At 47.7% G+C, this 17,786-nt stretch carries 18 protein-coding genes; 15 read left to right on the top strand and 3 right to left on the bottom strand.

The window, feature by feature from the left end; all coding sequences use genetic code 11:
- Nucleotides 1-92 precede the first annotated feature (92 nt).
- Genes EGC76_RS03510 through EGC76_RS03500 form a run of 3 tightly spaced genes read left to right on the top strand, consistent with a single transcriptional unit; the run spans nt 93 to nt 3,708 of the window.
- Nucleotides 93-1,730 (top strand): CTP synthase, encoded by a 1,638-nt coding sequence (locus EGC76_RS03510; RefSeq protein WP_128351635.1) that lies wholly within the window; start codon nt 93-95, stop codon nt 1,728-1,730.
- Between the two features lie 34 nt (nt 1,731-1,764).
- Nucleotides 1,765-3,063: a phosphopyruvate hydratase gene (gene eno / locus EGC76_RS03505; protein WP_128351634.1), complete on the top strand. Its 1,299-nt coding sequence runs from the start codon at nt 1,765-1,767 to the stop codon at nt 3,061-3,063.
- Between the two features lie 18 nt (nt 3,064-3,081).
- Entirely contained in the window at nt 3,082-3,708 is a 627-nt protein-coding gene (locus tag EGC76_RS03500; RefSeq protein WP_128351633.1) for a hypothetical protein, read from the top strand.
- 11 nt (nt 3,709-3,719) lie between these two features.
- Here the strand turns inward: EGC76_RS03500 and EGC76_RS03495 are convergent, their stop codons facing one another.
- A complete protein-coding gene (locus EGC76_RS03495; RefSeq protein ID WP_164876786.1) occupies nt 3,720-4,442 on the bottom strand; it encodes a sulfite exporter TauE/SafE family protein in 723 nt (240 codons plus the stop codon).
- A 108-nt stretch (nt 4,443-4,550) separates the two neighbouring features.
- Between EGC76_RS03495 and ftsB the strand changes: the two genes are divergently transcribed.
- Genes ftsB through rpoS form a run of 9 tightly spaced genes read left to right on the top strand, consistent with a single transcriptional unit; the run spans nt 4,551 to nt 10,836 of the window.
- On the top strand, nt 4,551-4,838 hold the full coding sequence (gene ftsB / locus EGC76_RS03490) for a cell division protein FtsB (protein ID WP_128351631.1): 288 nt from the start codon (nt 4,551-4,553) through the stop codon (nt 4,836-4,838).
- Nucleotides 4,839-4,846: 8 nt separating this feature from the next.
- Nucleotides 4,847-5,575: a 2-C-methyl-D-erythritol 4-phosphate cytidylyltransferase gene (gene ispD, locus EGC76_RS03485; RefSeq protein ID WP_128351630.1), complete on the top strand. Its 729-nt coding sequence runs from the start codon at nt 4,847-4,849 to the stop codon at nt 5,573-5,575.
- Nucleotides 5,566-6,051: a 2-C-methyl-D-erythritol 2,4-cyclodiphosphate synthase gene (gene ispF, locus EGC76_RS03480; protein ID WP_128351629.1), complete on the top strand. Its 486-nt coding sequence runs from the start codon at nt 5,566-5,568 to the stop codon at nt 6,049-6,051. Before ispD ends, ispF begins: the two co-directional genes overlap by 10 nt.
- Nucleotides 6,044-7,096: a tRNA pseudouridine(13) synthase TruD gene (gene truD, locus EGC76_RS03475; protein ID WP_164876785.1), complete on the top strand. Its 1,053-nt coding sequence runs from the start codon at nt 6,044-6,046 to the stop codon at nt 7,094-7,096. Before ispF ends, truD begins: the two co-directional genes overlap by 8 nt.
- A complete protein-coding gene (surE, locus tag EGC76_RS03470; RefSeq protein ID WP_128351627.1) occupies nt 7,071-7,826 on the top strand; it encodes a 5'/3'-nucleotidase SurE in 756 nt (251 codons plus the stop codon). The genes truD and surE overlap by 26 nt, the downstream gene beginning before the upstream one ends.
- Nucleotides 7,823-8,458: a protein-L-isoaspartate(D-aspartate) O-methyltransferase gene (locus EGC76_RS03465; protein ID WP_128351626.1), complete on the top strand. Its 636-nt coding sequence runs from the start codon at nt 7,823-7,825 to the stop codon at nt 8,456-8,458. Before surE ends, EGC76_RS03465 begins: the two co-directional genes overlap by 4 nt.
- On the top strand, nt 8,455-9,033 hold the full coding sequence (locus EGC76_RS03460; RefSeq protein ID WP_128351625.1) for a YqaA family protein: 579 nt from the start codon (nt 8,455-8,457) through the stop codon (nt 9,031-9,033). Before EGC76_RS03465 ends, EGC76_RS03460 begins: the two co-directional genes overlap by 4 nt.
- 31 nt (nt 9,034-9,064) lie before the next feature.
- Complete coding sequence (locus EGC76_RS03455) at nt 9,065-9,871, top strand: peptidoglycan DD-metalloendopeptidase family protein (protein WP_246013885.1); 807 nt, start codon at nt 9,065-9,067, stop codon at nt 9,869-9,871.
- Nucleotides 9,868-10,836, top strand: a complete 969-nt coding sequence (rpoS, locus tag EGC76_RS03450; RefSeq protein WP_128351623.1) for an RNA polymerase sigma factor RpoS — start codon at nt 9,868-9,870, stop codon at nt 10,834-10,836. The genes EGC76_RS03455 and rpoS overlap by 4 nt, the downstream gene beginning before the upstream one ends.
- A gap of 38 nt (nt 10,837-10,874) precedes the next feature.
- On the opposite strand, the gene mutS is transcribed toward rpoS, so the two are convergent.
- Nucleotides 10,875-13,466 carry a DNA mismatch repair protein MutS gene (gene mutS, locus EGC76_RS03445; protein ID WP_128351622.1) on the bottom strand — a complete coding sequence of 864 codons (2,592 nt, stop codon included), beginning with the start codon at nt 13,464-13,466 and terminating at the stop codon, nt 10,875-10,877.
- A 52-nt stretch (nt 13,467-13,518) separates the two neighbouring features.
- Between mutS and EGC76_RS03440 the strand changes: the two genes are divergently transcribed.
- Genes EGC76_RS03440 through EGC76_RS03430 form a run of 3 tightly spaced genes read left to right on the top strand, consistent with a single transcriptional unit; the run spans nt 13,519 to nt 16,204 of the window.
- Nucleotides 13,519-14,001: a CinA family protein gene (locus tag EGC76_RS03440; RefSeq protein ID WP_128351621.1), complete on the top strand. Its 483-nt coding sequence runs from the start codon at nt 13,519-13,521 to the stop codon at nt 13,999-14,001.
- A 58-nt stretch (nt 14,002-14,059) separates the two neighbouring features.
- The gene (recA, locus tag EGC76_RS03435) at nt 14,060-15,148 is read left to right on the top strand and encodes a recombinase RecA (protein ID WP_128351620.1); all 1,089 of its coding nucleotides are present in this window, start codon (nt 14,060-14,062) and stop codon (nt 15,146-15,148) included.
- A gap of 36 nt (nt 15,149-15,184) precedes the next feature.
- Nucleotides 15,185-16,204, top strand: a complete 1,020-nt coding sequence (locus EGC76_RS03430) for a patatin-like phospholipase family protein (protein ID WP_128351619.1) — start codon at nt 15,185-15,187, stop codon at nt 16,202-16,204.
- A 55-nt stretch (nt 16,205-16,259) separates the two neighbouring features.
- Here EGC76_RS03430 and putP read toward each other — a convergent pair whose 3' ends face one another.
- Nucleotides 16,260-17,786, bottom strand: coding sequence for a sodium/proline symporter PutP (putP, locus tag EGC76_RS03425; protein ID WP_128351618.1), 1,527 nt, complete (start codon nt 17,784-17,786; stop codon nt 16,260-16,262).

Raw genomic sequence — 17,786 nt, 5'->3', positions numbered from 1 at the left:
TGTGATTTTAAATTGTCGGATTGGGTGGCTTCGGGTATACTATTTCCCCGTCTTGAAGCAATTCCCTTTTAACCTGACGACTTAGGTTTCGCATGACAACTAATTATATTTTCGTCACCGGCGGTGTTGTATCCTCGCTGGGCAAAGGCATTGCTGCAGCTTCACTGGCGGCAATTCTTGAAGCTCGTGGCCTTCAGGTCACGATTCTAAAACTCGACCCTTATATTAACGTCGATCCAGGTACCATGAGTCCAACTCAGCACGGTGAAGTTTTCGTGACTGAAGATGGTGCTGAAACCGATCTGGACTTAGGTCACTACGAGCGCTTTATTCGCACGCGTATGACCAAGAAAAATAACTTTACTGCAGGCCGTGTCTACGAAGATATTATTCGTCGCGAACGTCGTGGTGAGTTTTTAGGCGCAACCATCCAGGTTATTCCACACATCACCAACGAAATTAAACGCCGTATTATTGATGGTAGCGAAGGCTATGATATCGCAATCATTGAGATTGGCGGAACTGTGGGTGATATTGAGTCACAACCGTTCTTAGAAGCAATTCGTCAATTGGCAACCGAGGTAGGGCGCGACCGTACCTTGTTTATGCACTTAACTTTAGTACCGTTCTTGGGTGCTGCAGGCGAAGTTAAAACGAAGCCTACGCAACACTCAGTGAAAGAACTGCGCTCTATCGGGATTCAACCTGATGTGCTGGTGTGCCGTTCAGATCGCGCTTTACCGGCCAACGAACGCTCTAAAATTGCGTTGTTTACCAACGTTGAAGAGAAAGCTGTTATTGGCTTAAAAGACGTTGATAGCATTTACAAGATTCCGGCGATTTTGAAATCGCAGGGGCTTGATGAGTTGGTTGTTCATCGTTTCCGTATGGACCGTCCGCAAGCTGATTTAGCTGAGTGGGAACAAGTTCTTTATCAAGAATCCAATCCAAGCGGTGAAGTGACCATTGGCTTTGTCGGTAAATACATTGAACTACCCGACGCTTATAAATCGGTCAACGAGGCCTTAGCCCATGCCGGGTTGAAAAACCGCTTAACCGTTAATATTCGCTATATTGACGCGCAAGATGTCGAAACCAAAGGGGTTGCAAAGTTAGCTGATGTTGACGCTATTATTGTACCTGGTGGCTTCGGTGAACGTGGCATTCTTGGTAAAATCATGGCGGCACAATATGCCCGTGAAAATGACATTCCTTATTTAGGCATTTGTTTAGGTATGCAAATTGCGTTGATTGAATATGCACGCAATGTAGCTGGTTTAACCACGGCAAATAGTACTGAATTTGATGTCAACGCCGAGCACCCGGTGGTTGGTTTGATCACAGAGTGGATGGATGCCAAGGGTCAGAAAGAGTTACGTGATGGCAGTTCAGATCTTGGCGGCACGATGCGCCTTGGCGCTCAACCATGTAACCTTGTGAAAGGCACTAAAGCGCACACTCTTTATGGCAGCGATGTGATTGAAGAGCGTCACCGTCATCGCTACGAAGTAAACGGCAATTATGTTGAGCAATTGGAGAAGGCTGGCCTGAAAATTTCTGGCTGGTCACACGATAATCGTTTGGTCGAAATTATCGAAATTCCAAAACATCCGTGGTTTGTCGCGGCGCAATTCCACCCGGAATTCACTTCGACACCTCGTGATGGGCATCCATTGTTCCGTGGCTTTATCGAAGCTGCAGGTATTTATCAGAAGAAGCGTCGCGCCTAAGTGCCGCGTGTTTTAACAGGAGCAATTTAAACTCATGGCAGCAATCAGTAAAATTGTAGCTCGAGAAATTATGGACTCACGCGGAAACCCGACGGTTGAGGCCGATGTGCATTTGGATAACGGCCATTGGGGCCGTGCAGCAGCACCAAGTGGTGCATCTACCGGTTCGCGTGAAGCTTTAGAATTGCGTGATGGTGATGCCAGCCGTTATCTCGGTAAAGGTGTCGAGAAAGCCGTCGCAAATATTCATAATTTGATTGCGCCGGCATTAACCGGTATTGATGCGACCAACCAAGTACATGTTGATCAAATCATGCTTGATCTTGACGGTACTGAAAACAAAGAGAAGCTGGGCGCCAACGCAATTTTGGCAGTTTCTTTGGCAGCGGCTAAGGCTGCAGCAAGCAGCAAAGGTATGCCGCTGTATGCGCATATTGCAGAAATTAATGGCACGCCAGGACAGTTCAGCATGCCTTTACCGATGATGAATATTCTTAATGGTGGCGAGCACGCGGATAATAACGTCGACATCCAAGAGTTCATGATTCAACCGGTTGGTGCAAGTAGCTTCCGTGAAGGATTACGTATGGGCGCGGAAATATTTCATGCGCTCAAAAAAGTTCTTCAGGCGCGCGGTTTAAGCACTGCAGTTGGCGATGAAGGTGGGTTTGCACCGAATTTAGCCAGCAATGAAGAAGCGTTAGCAGTGATTGTTGAGGCTGTTGATAAAGCCGGTTACCGCATGGAGCACGATGTTACCTTAGCGCTTGATTGTGCCGCATCTGAATTCTACCGCGACGGTAAGTACCATTTAGCTGGCGAAGGAAAGTCTTTTGACGCTGCGGGTTTCGCGGAGTATCTCGATGGTTTGTGCCAAAGATATCCGATTATCTCGATTGAAGATGGCCTTGATGAACGTGATTGGGCTGGCTGGAAAGTTTTGACCGATCGTCTTGGTGATCGGGTACAACTGGTCGGTGACGATTTGTTTGTAACCAACACTAAAATCCTGAAGCGTGGAATTGACGAAGGGATCGGCAATTCAATTCTGATTAAGTTTAATCAGATTGGTAGCTTGTCAGAAACTTTGGCGGCGATTCGCATGGCCAACGAAGCCGGTTTCACCGCTGTTATTTCGCATCGCTCAGGTGAAACTGAAGATGCGACGATTGCTGATTTAGCTGTGGGTACTGCGGCGGGACAGATCAAAACCGGCTCGTTATGCCGTTCTGATCGGGTCGCGAAATATAACCAGTTGCTGCGCATTGAAGCCGAACTGAATGGCAAAGCGCCATATCGAGGTCGTGCTGAAGTGAATGCGAAGCAGAGCTAACAGAAAAAGGTCACTGCAGTGACTCAGCAGGGTGATATTTTCCAGCAACTCACACCAACCACAACGGTTGGTGTGGGTTCTGGCGCCTTTGCGGAATTGTGTACAGCACTCTATGAGCGCGAATTAAAACAACTTGCCCAGCAAGAACAGATTTCAATTTCCTTACTGCAACGTCGCTTACAAAGCGTTCCATACTATGTTCAAAATGCAGCGCGTGGCATGCTTGAAAGTGACGCCCCATATACACTTGATGTACAAAACGCCAGTTGGCAAACCCCGCAAAAGAAACACTTAACGGTCAGTTCTACCCAAGCCAGTAAGTTACAACGTTGGCTGTCGCGTTCGGCGCGTTTAGGCGATACCGTTCCAATCTTCGATTTACAGTCAGCTATTCAGCAAGTGCGGCTTGATTCAATTGATCGCATCGATAAGGCGCAACATCGTGTGCACTGCAACATGCACGGTTGGTTTAATTTCGAAGGTAAATGCCTTGAGACAGGTAGCGATCAACTGTGGCTATTGCGGCCTGATGCAACCAACTTAGCACCAGCATTTTGTGGCCATCAGTGGAGCCACAAAGGGCGTATTGATCCGCGCACCCTGACGCTACGAGAAGTGTTACTGGCTACAACAGTCGACTTCTAATTGGTCTGTGGTTACCGAAAGGCACTGAAAAACGCAACGCCGCCAGCAATGATCACAAGCAATAAACTCAACTTACGAAACAGCTGTTCTGACAAACGATTGCTGATGCGATGGCCAAGCCACGCCCCGGAAATTGCACCAATCAACAAGCATACTAAAATCGGTACATGCTCAAGCTGATACCGCTGTTGCACGGTGAAAGACACGATATTGGTTAAGGCCAAAACCCAGAAAAAAAGCGTTAATGTGGCGCGAAAGGCAATCCGGTCAAGACCATTTCCAGTTAAAAACAAAACTACGGGGGGGCCACCCAAGGTTAGGGCACCGTTACTGAACCCAGCTAAAAGACCTGTAACCGATTGCAGTTTTGGGGTGCTTTTATGGCGTAACTGAACGCCAAACCAAAACAGTAATGCCACGGCTATCACCATAATTGCCATACCCATTTGCAGCCAGTCGAGGCGTAAATAAGCCAATAAGTAATTGCCACACAAGGTGCCGAGCACGCCGCTTATTAGCAAAGGGCGCCAATGTTTGATATGCAGCGAGTGGCGCAACATCCAGGCCAGGTAGGTAGCCATGACAAAATTCACCACTGAAAGCGTTGGTGTAATAACGCTAAGTGGCAGAAGTAGGGTTAACAAGGGAACAGCAATGAGCCCGGAGCCAAAACCGGTAATGCCTTGCAGGCAAGCGCCAATGAAAATAATTGAGATAATTAAGAAATAATCCATTGTAACTCGCGACGTTGATTTATCGTTGGGCTTTGCGGCAAAGGTCGATATACTAGCAGAACCGCAGCAATTATTTATAATAACGAACAACAGCATGTGGGGACAGCTATGCGATTACTAAAATTGGTATTTATCGTTGCGTTAATCGCACTGCAATATCGTCTATGGGTGGGGAAGAATAGCCTACCGGATTATTGGCACCTGCAGTCCGACGTTCAACGCCAAGCTGAAACCAACACTCGCCTGAAACAACGAAACCAAGTTCTTGTTGCGGACATCGCCGACTTACGCGACGGTCAGGTTGCTCTTGAGGAGCGCGCACGCAACGAATTAGGTTTGATTAAGCGAGATGAAACTTTTTTCCGCTTAGTTCCAATAAAACAACAAGCTAACTAAAAGAGCCTATGCAAAATGTAGCTGGTGTTGCTGCAGTTATCCCCGCTGCAGGAGTGGGTAGCCGTATGGGGCTATCTGAACCCAAACAATACCTTCAATTAGCCGGACAAACAGTGCTTGAGCACAGTGTTGCAGCAGTGATATCCGATGCCAGAGTTCAGGCTGTCTATATTGCGATTGCTGCGGATGACCAACGGGTGACTTCGCTTAACTTCAACAGCCATTGCGACATTCACTTTGTGCAAGGCGGAAGCAGTCGCGCGGCATCGGTTTTAGCTGGTGTAAAACAAGCACAAATGGATGGTTTCACTACAGTTGTGGTGCACGATGCAGCGCGCCCTTGTTTGCAGCCAGACGAGTTGAGCGCGGTAATTAGTGCCGGGTTGTCGAATGCCGATGGCGCTATCTTGGCGCTACCCTTGGCGGATACTGTAAAACGAGCTCGCCGTGATGATTCCGAAGTATTGAAGCGCATTGCGACCACTGTCGCGCGCGATAATTTGTGGCGGGCTTTAACGCCTCAGGTGTTTGGCGCGGAACGGCTCTGCCAAGCGTTAGAGCAATTAGGCGTCGATAACCCGTTGATAACCGATGAGGCATCAGCCATTGAGCTGTTAGGCGGCCATCCGCTGTTGGTGCCTGGACGGCAAACTAATATAAAAATTACTCAGCCAGGCGATGAACAGCTTGCCGCTTTGTATTTAACCACGTTATTTAAGGAGCCAACATGCGTATAGGTCATGGCTACGATGTACATAAATTCGGTGGTGAGGGTCCGCTCACGCTTGGTGGCATCCACGTACCTTATACACAAGGCTTGGTTGCGCATTCAGATGGCGACGTTATCTTGCATGCGGTCGCAGATGCACTGCTGGGTGCCGTTGCACTGGGTGACATTGGCCAACACTTCCCAGATACCGATGCGCAATACGCAGGTGCCGATAGCGGTCAATTATTACAACATGTTTATAAATTAGTGCAGCAGCAAGGGTTTGTACTGGGTAACCTAGATATTACCGTGGTTGCCCAGGCGCCAAAGCTTGCTGACTACATCCCTGCAATGCGTGCGCGTATTGCACAACTATTGGTTGCAGAAATAGGAAGTATTAATGTGAAAGCCACAACGACAGAAAAACTTGGATTTGTTGGGCGTAAAGAGGGCATTGCGTGCCACGCAGTGGTTCTCGTTATGCCGGTGCCTGCACGTGATTGATGCTTATTTACATGGCCAACCCACGTGCCAAGGGCAATTTAAAGCATCGCCGGAAGACTTCGAAGTCACTGAACTGCTTGACCTTCCAACGAGTGAACCGAATGAACAAAAGGGTGAGCACCAGTGGTTGTGGGTGGAAAAGAAGGGCGCAAATACCGCCTTTGTTGCAAGCCAGCTTGCTAATTTTGCCGGGGTTAAAGAACGCGATGTTAGCTATTCCGGATTAAAAGACCGACATGCAGTAACCTTTCAGTGGTTTTCTGTGCAGTTACCCGGGCAAGACCTACTGGACTGGCAGCAGCTTGACCATCCTGAATTCTCTGTGTTGCATGCAGCACTGCAACCACGCAAGTTAAAAACCGGAACGCATCGTGCAAACAAGTTTGTTCTGCGGATTAGAGATATTGATAGCCAAGCATCATTCGAAGCGCGTTGGCATGAAATTGTTCGCTTGGGTGTACCGAATTACTTTGGCGCACAACGTTTTGGCCACGGTGGACAAAATATTGAACAAGCGAAGCGCTGGTTTGCTGGTGAGTTAAAGCGTCGGCCGAGTCGTCATCAGAGCGGCTTATACCTCTCCGCAGCCCGCTCGTTATTGTTTAATCGAATTGTTAGCGCCCGTATTGCTGCAAACCGCATGACGCCGGAAGTTGGCGATGCCATGATGCTGCGCGGCAGCCAATCATTTTTTGTGGTTGAAACGGTTGATGAAACATTGCTTCAACGCTTTAACAGTGGTGATATCATGTTAACGGCGCCAATGCCTGGCAGCGGACGTTGGTCAACCAACGCTGCGATTGGACAATTTGAACAAGATATTTGCAATGCTGAACCAGAATTGATGGCGGGCCTATTGAAGCAGCGGGTTGATGCGTCTCGCCGCGCAATTTTGTTGCACTTAGAACAGCCGAAAATAAGCTGGTTAGGTGACGACTGCGCTCAAATTGAATTTGCACTTCCACGTGGTAGCTATGCGACAAGTGTACTGCGTGAATTAATACAAGGTAATGAAACTCATGATGAAGTTATTAGTCAGCAATGACGATGGTGTGCATGCCCCCGGCATTGAGGCACTTTACGAGCGTTTGAAAGATATCGCACAAGTGCGTGTTATTGCCCCTGATCGCAACTGCAGCGGTGCAAGCAACTCGTTGACACTGCATAATCCATTGCGTATGCAACGCTTGCCGAATGGTTTTTATTCGTTAAATGGCACGCCAACCGATTGTGTGCATTTAGGCACCAACTCACCGCTGGCGGATGATGTAGACTTGGTGGTATCAGGTATTAACGACGGCCCGAACATGGGTGACGACGTGCTTTACTCAGGTACTGTTGCAGCAGCAATGGAAGGCCGCTTTATGGGACTACCAGCAATAGCTGTTTCGATGGGGTCACGTAGCGATAGTTATTATGATACAGCGGCCTTAGTCGTCGCCAATATAGTGAATCGAATGGCTGATCAGCCACTTCGATTAGATACCATCTTGAATATAAATGTGCCCGCAGTGCCGTTTGATGAGCTTAAGGGCTACAAAGTAACCCGTCTGGGTCGCCGTCATCGCGCCGATACCATGGTACAAAGTAAAGACCCATTTGGCCGTGATATTTTTTGGTACGGTCCTATTGGCGGGCATCAGGACGATGCAGAAGGAACGGATTTTCATGCGGTGCGCGAAGGGTATGTGTCAATTACGCCATTAAGCTTGGACATGACGGCGCGCAGTCATCAAGATACTTTGTCTAACTGGTTAACGAAAACAACAACATGATCCAGAATTTTCAGGGGATGGCACGTAAGCTTGCCGATAAACTGCGTGCCGAGGGTATTTCCAATAGTGCAGTACTTGAGGTTATTCGTTCTACGCCAAGGCATTTATTTATGCCTGAGTCATTGGCTCATAAGGCTTACGAGAATACCGCGTTACCAATTGGCCAGGGCCAAACTATCTCACAACCATTAATGGTTGCTTCGATGACGCAATTATTAATGCAACACCACTGTAAAAAAGTGTTAGAAATAGGTACAGGCAGTGGCTATCAGACAGCAATTTTGGCACAGTTAGTGGACCATGTGTTTTCAGTTGAACGTATTGCTGAATTGCAGTATCAAGCGAAACGGCGCTTGAAAAAACTAGATTTGCACAATGTATCAATGCGTCATGGTGATGGCTGGCAAGGTTGGAAATCGAAAGGGCCATTTGATGGAATCATTGTCACGGCCGCCGCCAGTGCTATGCCGATGGCGCTTATGGAACAACTTACCGATGGTGGTGTTATGGTGATTCCAGTTGGAACGACCAAACAACGCTTGATTGTGGTACGCCGTTTCGGTGATGAGTTTGAACAAAAGGAGTTGGGTGAAGTGAAATTTGTGCCGCTGGTGCCTGGAGCGCCAATATGAAAGTTTTTGGCTGGTTGTACGACAAAGTTCTAAGCTGGTCGCAACATCGCCGTGCTCCTGCCATTTTAGCCGGTTTGAGTTTTTCTGAGTCGGTTGTCTTTCCCATCCCACCTGATGTTATGTTAGCGCCAATGGCGATGACTCAACCTGAGAAAGCTTGGCGGTTTGCGCTGATCACCACATTAGCTTCAGTGTTAGGCGGTATTGCTGGTTATTGGTTAGGTTACTTCTTATTTGATCCGGTGGTGTTGCCATTAGTGGAGTGGGCTGGATATCAAGACAAGTTGATTCGCGTCACAAGCTGGTTTCAAGATTATGGGTTTTGGATAATCTTTATTGCCGGATTTTCACCACTGCCGTACAAGTTGTTTACGGTTAGTGGTGGCATGCTCGGTGTTGCATTTATTCCGTTTGTCCTGGGCTCGATAATAAGTCGCGGATTACGTTTTTTCCTCGTGGCTTGGTTATTAAAAACCGGTGGTCCTAAAATGGCGGTACATCTGAGAACGTATATCGATCGTATCGGTTGGGGGATGGTCATTTTGATCATCATAGCTTATGTGTGGACGCGTTAATTACGTTCTTTTAGTTGCCACACTTTGTTGTGTGGGTCTATCTGGTTGTGCCCAACGTACAGAGCCAGCACCGGTTACACGTCTGTATAAAGGTAAAAGCATTCATGACTTTGAGCGTGCTAGCTTAGCAGCTGAAAGTTATACGGTAGAGCCAGGCGATACCCTCTATTCAATTGCTTTCAGAGCCAATGAGGATATTCGTACAGTCGCTCAGTGGAATGGTCTTGCCCCCCCCTATACTATTGTTCCTGGTCAAGAAATTCGATTGTCGGGAACATCAAAATCCACTGTAGAAACCGTTGCGTCACCTGCCAAGAAAGAGTATCGTAAATCACAGAATTCACAAAATAAAAGCAAACCTGTAACAGTAAAGCAACAGACGCGCGCTACGGTTCAAACTAAACCAATTAAACAACCGAGCGTTGTTAACCGAAATGAACCGCCACTGCCGGCCAGTAAAGATATTCAGTGGCAATGGCCTTCATCTGGGCGAGTAATACGCGAGTTCTCAACGGCAGAGGCGGGTAGCAAAGGGCTTGATATTGCTGGAGCAAAGGGTGATTCTGTGGTTGCTGCAGCAGCAGGGAAAGTGGTTTATGCGGGTAATGCGTTGAAGGGATATGGCCAGTTAATCATTTTGAAACATAACGATGACTATATTACTGCATACGCGCATAATGAGAAATTGCTGGTTAACGAACAGCAGTGGGTAAACAAAGGCGATGAAATAGCAACAATGGGCGACACTGATGCAGAACGTGTGAAATTGCACTTTCAAGTAAGATTTCGCGGTAAATCAGTTAATCCAAAGCATTATTTGCCCCGGGGAACGCAATGAGTCGAGATCAAGACGAGATTGAAGATATTGATGAGCAAGAAATGCTATCAATGGAACAATCAGCACCAGAAGATAGTGACGAAGCCTTCGAAGAAATTTTGGCGAATCGGGTTCATTATCAAAAGAAAATGGATGCAACTCAGCTCTATCTAAGTGAGATTGGCTACTCGCCGCTACTTACAGCAGAGGAAGAAGTACACTTTTCGCGCCTGGCATTAAAGGGCGATGCAAAAGCTCGTGCGCGAATGATTGAGAGTAACTTACGCCTCGTAGTTAAAATAGCGCGACGCTATACCAACAGGGGCCTGGCACTGTTAGATTTAGTTGAAGAGGGCAATTTGGGCCTCATTCGCGCGGTGGAGAAGTTTGATCCTGAGCGTGGCTTTCGTTTTTCAACCTATGCAACGTGGTGGATTCGTCAAACCATAGAGCGGGCCATTATGAACCAGACCCGCACAATTAGGTTGCCTATACACGTCGTCAAAGAGCTCAACAGTTACTTGCGCGCGGCCCGTGAGCTGGCTCACAAACTTGACCATGAACCCACAGCTGAAGACATTGCGGAAAAACTCGATGTTTCAGTGGCTGATGTAACTCGTATGTTGCGTCTAAATGAACGTGTAACTTCCGTTGATACTCCAATGGGGGGTAACGACAACGATAAGTCATTAGTCGATATGCTTACGGACGACAATGATTACGGGCCTGAAGGTGACATGCAGGAAGAAGATGTGCGTGAGCACATTATGGTCTGGTTGGAAAACTTAAATGAGAAACAACGCGAAGTACTGGCGCGTCGGTTTGGTTTGCTCGGCTATGAACCTGCCACTTTAGAAGATGTTGGCCGCGAAATTGGTTTGACCCGTGAGCGCGTAAGACAGATTCAGGTAGAAGCCTTACGCCGGTTACGAGATATGTTGCGTCAGCAAGGTTTAAGTCTAGACGCCTTATTTCACCGCGATTAGTCAAACAGCTTTAAATTGCTTTACGAATGCGAGATAACTTAGCTGTCATCTCGCATTTTTTGTTGCCATTGAGCTAGCCAGCTTAATGCTTCAAGCGGCGTTAGTTCGTTCACGTTAAGCTGTTCCAGTGCCTGTTCGAGTGCGCTGGGGTTTGCTTCAAGCAAATCGGCTTGTTGAGGAGCGGCAGATTGCTGGCTTGATTGTAAAGTTGATAGATCAGCGACACCATGATGCTCACGCTCAAGTTGCTGCAAGTAGTGCTTAGCCTGCTGCAGCACGCGTTGCGGCAAACCGGCAAGCTGTGCGACTTGTACACCAAAACTGCGACTCGCAGCGCCAACTTTTACCTTATGTTGAAAGGCAATAGTGTCACCGTGTTCGGTTGCTTCCACGTGCACGTTAATTGCACCGTCTTGCTGCCCAATCGTTTGCGTGAGTTCGAAATAATGGGTTGCGAATAACGTTAACGAACGATTTTTATGCAGTAGGGCTTCGGCGCAGGCCCAAGCTAAGGCTAAGCCATCGTACGTTGAGGTACCACGACCGATTTCGTCCATAAGAACCAAGCTTTTATCGGTCGCGTTATGCAGTATATCTGCTGCTTCTGTCATTTCGACCATGAAGGTTGAGCGCCCTGAAGCAAGATCATCTGATGCCCCAATTCGGGTGAAAATTCTATCCACCGGACCAAAGACTGCGTGGCTTGCTGGTACAAAGCTGCCGCAATGCGCCATAATGGTCAACAGTGCGGTTTGCCGCATGTAGGTCGACTTGCCCCCCATGTTAGGGCCAGTAATTAATAACAAGCGTTGTATTGGTGAAAGCGTAACGTCGTTGGCAATAAAAGGTTCTTGCTGCAGGCGTTCAATAACCGGATGACGTGCATCGGTCAATTCAATATGCACTGCGTCGATCAACTCAGGGCGACGGTAATCATAGGTAATTGCTTGTTCAGCAAAGCTGCGTAGTACATCGATTTCCGCGAGCGCTTTGGCGGTTTGCTGCAAGGCAACAAGTTGTTCGGCAAGCTGTTCAATCAAGTTATCATAAAGCCATTTTTCACGAGCTAGAGCGCGGCTCTGGCTTTGTAACACTTGGTCTTCATAGGTTTTAAGCTCCGGAATAATATAGCGTTCCGCATTTTTTAAGGTCTGGCGACGCTGATAATCAGCCGGAATTTGTTGGCTGGCCGCTCGACTCGCCTCTAAGTAGTAACCGTGTACTTTGTTATAGCCTATTTTTAATGTGCTGATTCCCGTGCGTTGGCGTTCACGCGTTTCGATGTGCTGTAAAAAGTCGGTGGCACCTGCAGCGAGTTGACGTTGTTCATCGAGTTCGTCGTCAAAGCCATCACGAATAACCCCTCCATCACGAATTAAAACAGGCGGTTGTTCGATAATGGCTTGTTCGAGCAAGTCAGCCAAATCCGGAAAAGGCTCAATTGTTGCACGCCATGTTTCCAGTGCGGGTGTTTTTAGTAACTCACGTACCGCTGGAAGGGCCTGCAATGCACTGCGTAAACGGGCTAAATCACGGGGGCGAGCGCTGCGCAAACCGATGCGCGTAAGTATCCGCTCGATATCGCCAACCTGGCGCAGTTGTTGATGCAATTCAGCATAATCAGTTTGTTGCAGCGCTGCCACGGCATCGAAGCGGCGGTTAAGCACCTGCTGTTGTCGCAGTGGTCGTTGCAGCCAACGTTGAAGGAGGCGGCTGCCCATGGCGGTGCTGGTTTTATCAAGTACATCAAATAAAGAGGTTTTATTACCGCTCAGTGAACGCACCAATTCTAAATTTCGGCGTGAAGCTGCATCAAGCATGATGGCATCATCGCGTTTTTCAGCCACGATTGAATTGATGTGGGGCAGCGCTGCCAGTTGAGTGGCCCTTACATAATTCAACACCGCTCCGGCGGCACCGATAGCTTGCTGTAAGTGGCCAATACCGAAGCCATCGAGATGAGCCACTTGAAACTGGCGCTGCAACAGCTGTTGGGCGCTGCTGGTATCGAATTCCCATTCGGGGCGTCGGCGGCAACAGGCGCAATTTAATTCGGTTTCACTAAACTGCCAGGTTTCCGGATATAGAACTTCAGCTGGTTGCAACCGTTCTAATTCTGCCCGGAGTTGCTCGCGCGTATCAGCTTCAAGCACGGTAAAGCGGCCACTCGCCATATCCAGGCATGCGATACCAAACTGTTGACCGGGGTGAATAGCCACCAATAAATTTTCATGATCAGCGGGTAATAATGCTTCGTCGGTTAGTGTTCCCGGTGTCAGCACGCGAACAACTTTACGTTCTACCGGCCCTTTACTGGTCGCTGGGTCGCCAATTTGCTCGCAAATAGCAACAGATTCACCCAATTGCAGCAATCGCGCCAAATAATTTTCGGCCGCATGATAGGGTACGCCAGCCATGGGTATAGGGTTCCCATTACTACTGCCGCGTGCGGTTAATGAAATGTCTAATAAGTCAGCAGCACGTTTGGCATCGTCGTAAAAGAGTTCGTAAAAATCTCCCATACGATAGAATAACAATGTGTCAGCATGGTCTGCTTTAATACGCAGATATTGCTGCATCATGGGTGTATGTGCTGAAACTTCGAGTGAGTTATTTAGTGCGTTCGACATGCCTGTTATTATCCGTATAGAGTCGATATACCGCGTATCAAGGAATAAGCAAATGGTATCACAAACACGTCACGATTTAGCAGTAGATTTAGGCCGCTGGTTGCAGCAACGCAACTGGAAAATCGCCACAGCAGAATCCTGCACGGGTGGCGGAATCGGTTATGCTATCAGTTCGATTCCGGGTAGCTCAGCTTGGTTTGCCGGTGGCTTTATTACCTATAGCAATACCTTGAAGCATCATCTGTTGGATGTGCCAAACTTTGTGCTTGCGCAGCACGGCGCGGTATCGGCTGAAACTGCTGAGGCGATGGCACGTGGCGCATTAGCTAACAGTGGTGTTGATGTGGCTATTGCTGTTACCGGTGTGGCAGGGCCTGAAGGTGGTACGGTTGAGAAGCCAGTAGGATTAGTCTGGTTTGGCTTAGCGTGGGAAAACCACTGTATAACGTGGCATCAATTATTTGATGGAAGTAGAGCACAAGTTCGTAAGGCCACTATTTACGAGGCGTTACGGAGTTTTGAAAAAATTACTTGATACTGTATAAATTTACAGTAAACTTAGTTACAACATGACCAACAAGACGGACATTATCATGAGCAACGATAAACAAAAAGCACTCGACGCAGCATTAGGCCAGATTGAACGTCAATTCGGTAAGGGTTCAATTATGCGCTTGGGCGATAACCAAGCGATGGACATTGATTCAGTCTCTACCGGTTCACTTACCCTCGATATTGCATTAGGTATTGGTGGGCTTCCATTTGGCCGTGTGGTTGAAATATACGGCCCAGAGTCGAGTGGTAAAACAACATTAACGTTGCAAGTTATTGCCGAAGCGCAGAAGAAAGGTAAAACCTGTGCGTTCGTGGATGCTGAGCATGCACTTGACCCAATTTATGCCGAGAAACTAGGCGTAAACGTTGACGAACTTCTTGTTTCACAGCCGGATACCGGCGAACAGGCGCTTGAAATTTGCGACATGCTCGTACGTTCAAATGCTGTTGACGTGGTGATTGTTGACTCGGTTGCTGCATTAACACCAAGAGCTGAAATTGAAGGCGAAATGGGCGACAGCCATGTTGGTTTGCAGGCGCGACTCATGTCGCAAGCACTACGAAAACTGACTGCCAACATTAAGAAATCAAATAGCTTGTGTATTTTTATCAACCAAATACGCATGAAAATTGGCGTAATGTTTGGTAACCCAGAAACCACAACCGGTGGTAACGCGTTGAAGTTTTATTCGTCAGTACGTTTGGACATCCGCCGTATCGGTGCTGTGAAAGAAGGTGACGAGGTTGTCGGTAATGAAACCCGCGTTAAAGTTGTGAAAAACAAAGTGGCACCACCATTTAAGCAAGCGGAATTCCAAATCATGTACGGCTCGGGTATCTCGAAAGAGGGTGAGTTGATTGATCTTGGTGTTAAGCAGAAAATTGTTGATAAAGCTGGTGCTTGGTATAGCTACAAAGGTGACAAAATCGGTCAAGGCAAAGCAAACGCCATGAAATATATGATTGATAATCCATCTGTGGCTGCAGATATTGAAAAACAAATTCGTGAGCAACTGCTTGCGAAGCCGGTTAAAACAGGCAAAGCAGGGCGCGAAGCTGCCGCAGCTGAAGCTGCAGCAATTGCTGCGAGCAAAGATGATGCTATGATGGATGATGATCTTATTTAAGCTTTCATCTTTTAGAAATATCAGGACGTTGTAACCATGAGTAAATATGTTCAAGTCTCATTAGCTCTTGGCTCAGGAGCTGCACGAGGGTGGTCACACATTGGTGTGATTAAAGCCCTTCAAGACATGGGTATTGAAGTTAACATGGTCGCAGGCACTTCAATCGGCTCCCTTGTGGGGGCCGGTTTTGCTTCTGGCCGACTCGATGACCTTGAGAAGTGGGTTCGTGATATGGGCCGCTGGGAAGTGTTTAACCTCTTAGATTTTGGCTTCAGTCATGGCGGCATCATTCAAGGTGAAAAGGTTTTCGGGCATGCCCGCGACTTATTTGGCGCTATAAATATCGAAGACATGCCAATTACTTACGGCGCTGTCGCGACTGACTTATTTACCGGGCGTGAAATTTGGTTGCGTAAAGGCGACGTTTATCAGGCTTCGCGCGCATCTTGTTCAATGCCAGGCTTATTAGCGCCGGCAGGCGTTGATGGGCGTTGGTTAGTGGATGGCGGCTTAGTAAACCCCGTGCCGGTTTCATTGTGCCGGGCATTAGGTGCTGATTTTGTGATTGCGGTAAACCTTAACTCGCAGCTTACGACAACAGCAGTTGAGGCACGCAGCAAGTATCTGGCGCCGGGTCATGATCGACAAACCGAACCACAGGCCGATTTGCATGGTCATATAACCCCAGCTAACACAGAGTCAAGCGAAGGCTATGACCCGAGCGAAGAGGCTGATGAGGGCTTCTTTAAGAGCTTTCTTTCTACCAGCCAACAGTACTGGGATTCAATGAAAGAGAAGTTTAATGGTCAATCTTACAAAGCTCCAGGAATGCTTGGAGTAATGGCCGGGTCTATCGATATCATGCAAGAACGTATAACCAAGGCACGGTTGGCAGGCGATCCGCCAGATATACTTATCCAGCCGAAGTTGGGCCATATTAGCCTAATGGAGTTTGAGCGTGGTAGCGAAGCCATTGATGTCGGCTACGAGACAACAATGCGAATGAAGGACTTTATTTTATCGGAACTTCAGCTATTCGCGGAACGGCGTGGTTAATAACGAATAACGAAAAAGGGCACCGAACGGTGCCCTTTTTTATGCAGTTTTCGTATTACTGCTGATGGATGACTTTTTCCATCTCGTCAAACGTATCTTGTAAGGCTTGATTAGGCTCAGCCGTCATACGGCTGAAAACAACCACAGCCAGTGTGCTAACAATAAAGCCTGGAATGATTTCGTAGACGATGGTACTGAGCGTTGCACCGCCTTCCAATACCGGTGCATATATCCAGAATAATACTGTCGCCGCACCTGTCACCATACCGGCTAATGCGCCGTGACGGTTCATACGTTTCCAGAATAGACTTAGGATAATCACCGGACCAAACGCGGCACCGAAACCTGCCCAAGCGTTAGCAACCAAACCTAAAATTGTATTGTCTGGGTCCCAAGCTAAATAAATAGCGACTAAGGACACCAGCAATACCGACAGGCGACCAACAGTTACCAGTTCTTTATCACTTGCGTCACGACGTAAGAAAGCCTTATAGAAGTCTTCAGTCAGTGAACTTGAAGTAACCAATAGCTGCGATGAAATGGTGCTCATAATGGCTGCTAGTATGGCCGCTAATAAGAAACCTGAAATTAACGGATGAAACAGGAACTGCGAGAAAATAATGAAGATTGTTTCTGCATCATTTAACTGCATTTTAGTCTCTGCGACATAAGCAATACCCACAAAACCGGTAACCATGGCGCCAATAATTGAGAAGAACATCCAAACGATACCGATACGGCGTGCTTTTGGAACATCTTTTATTGAACGAATTGCCATGAAACGCACGATGATGTGTGGCTGGCCGAAATAGCCTAAACCCCATGCCAGTAGGGAGATAACCCCCAAGAATGACAATTGATTTAACATTGGGTCGGCTATGGATGCGTCACGGAAAAACTGGAGAAAATCTGGGTTCAACGTTTCAACCGTGTTAGTGACTTGTCCGATACCACCGAGGTCGAAAATAGCGACGATGGGCACCAAGACTAAGGCAACAAACATGATGCAACCTTGTACAAAGTCGGTCATGGATACTGCTAAAAAGCCTCCAAATAGGGTATAGGCACAAACAACACCCGCTGTGACCCACAAGCCGAGGCTGTAATCTAAACCAAATGCTGAACTGGCAAACAGCTTGCCACCGGCAACTAAGCTAGCTGAGGTGTACAAGGTGAAAAAGATGATAATAACTACTGAAGAAAACACACGAAGCATGCGTGCTTTGTCGTCAAAGCGGTTAGCAAAGTAGTCTGGAATTGTAATTGAGTCATTGGCGACTTCAGTATATGTACGCAACCTTGGGGCTACAATAATGTAGTTGAGGTAGGCGCCGACCAACAAGCCCACAGCTATCCACAGTTGTGACACACCCGAAACATAAATAGCGCCGGGTAGACCCATTAACATCCAACCGCTCATGTCTGACGCGCCGGCGGAAAGCGCCGTTACGCCAGGGCCAAGTTTACGGCCGCCGAGCATGTAGCCAGAAATATCTGAAGTTGATTTTTTGTAGGCGTATAAACCGATGCCAAGCATCGCGATAAAATAGAGTGCTAGCGAAACGAGCGTACCTGTTTCCAA

The sequence above is a fragment of the Pseudidiomarina gelatinasegens genome (assembly GCF_004025325.1).
Lineage (GTDB): Bacteria > Pseudomonadota > Gammaproteobacteria > Enterobacterales > Alteromonadaceae > Pseudidiomarina > Pseudidiomarina gelatinasegens.
This window is presented reverse-complemented; position numbering and strand designations above follow the sequence as displayed.

Excerpts from the sequence above, each read along its gene's own strand:
- EGC76_RS03440 (WP_128351621.1), top strand. The coding sequence starts at position 13,519 with ATGGTATCACAAACACGTCACGATTTAGCAGTAGATTTAGGCCGCTGG.
- EGC76_RS03465 (WP_128351626.1), top strand. The coding sequence starts at position 7,823 with ATGATCCAGAATTTTCAGGGGATGGCACGTAAGCTTGCCGATAAACTG.
- ispD (WP_128351630.1), top strand. The coding sequence starts at position 4,847 with ATGCAAAATGTAGCTGGTGTTGCTGCAGTTATCCCCGCTGCAGGAGTG.
- EGC76_RS03495 (WP_164876786.1), bottom strand. The coding sequence starts at position 4,442 with ATGGATTATTTCTTAATTATCTCAATTATTTTCATTGGCGCTTGCCTG.
- eno (WP_128351634.1), top strand. The coding sequence starts at position 1,765 with ATGGCAGCAATCAGTAAAATTGTAGCTCGAGAAATTATGGACTCACGC.
- mutS (WP_128351622.1), bottom strand. The coding sequence starts at position 13,466 with ATGTCGAACGCACTAAATAACTCACTCGAAGTTTCAGCACATACACCC.
- rpoS (WP_128351623.1), top strand. The coding sequence starts at position 9,868 with ATGAGTCGAGATCAAGACGAGATTGAAGATATTGATGAGCAAGAAATG.
- ispF (WP_128351629.1), top strand. The coding sequence starts at position 5,566 with ATGCGTATAGGTCATGGCTACGATGTACATAAATTCGGTGGTGAGGGT.
- surE (WP_128351627.1), top strand. The coding sequence starts at position 7,071 with ATGATGAAGTTATTAGTCAGCAATGACGATGGTGTGCATGCCCCCGGC.
- ftsB (WP_128351631.1), top strand. The coding sequence starts at position 4,551 with ATGCGATTACTAAAATTGGTATTTATCGTTGCGTTAATCGCACTGCAA.
- EGC76_RS03510 (WP_128351635.1), top strand. The coding sequence starts at position 93 with ATGACAACTAATTATATTTTCGTCACCGGCGGTGTTGTATCCTCGCTG.
- recA (WP_128351620.1), top strand. The coding sequence starts at position 14,060 with ATGAGCAACGATAAACAAAAAGCACTCGACGCAGCATTAGGCCAGATT.
- EGC76_RS03460 (WP_128351625.1), top strand. The coding sequence starts at position 8,455 with ATGAAAGTTTTTGGCTGGTTGTACGACAAAGTTCTAAGCTGGTCGCAA.
- EGC76_RS03430 (WP_128351619.1), top strand. The coding sequence starts at position 15,185 with ATGAGTAAATATGTTCAAGTCTCATTAGCTCTTGGCTCAGGAGCTGCA.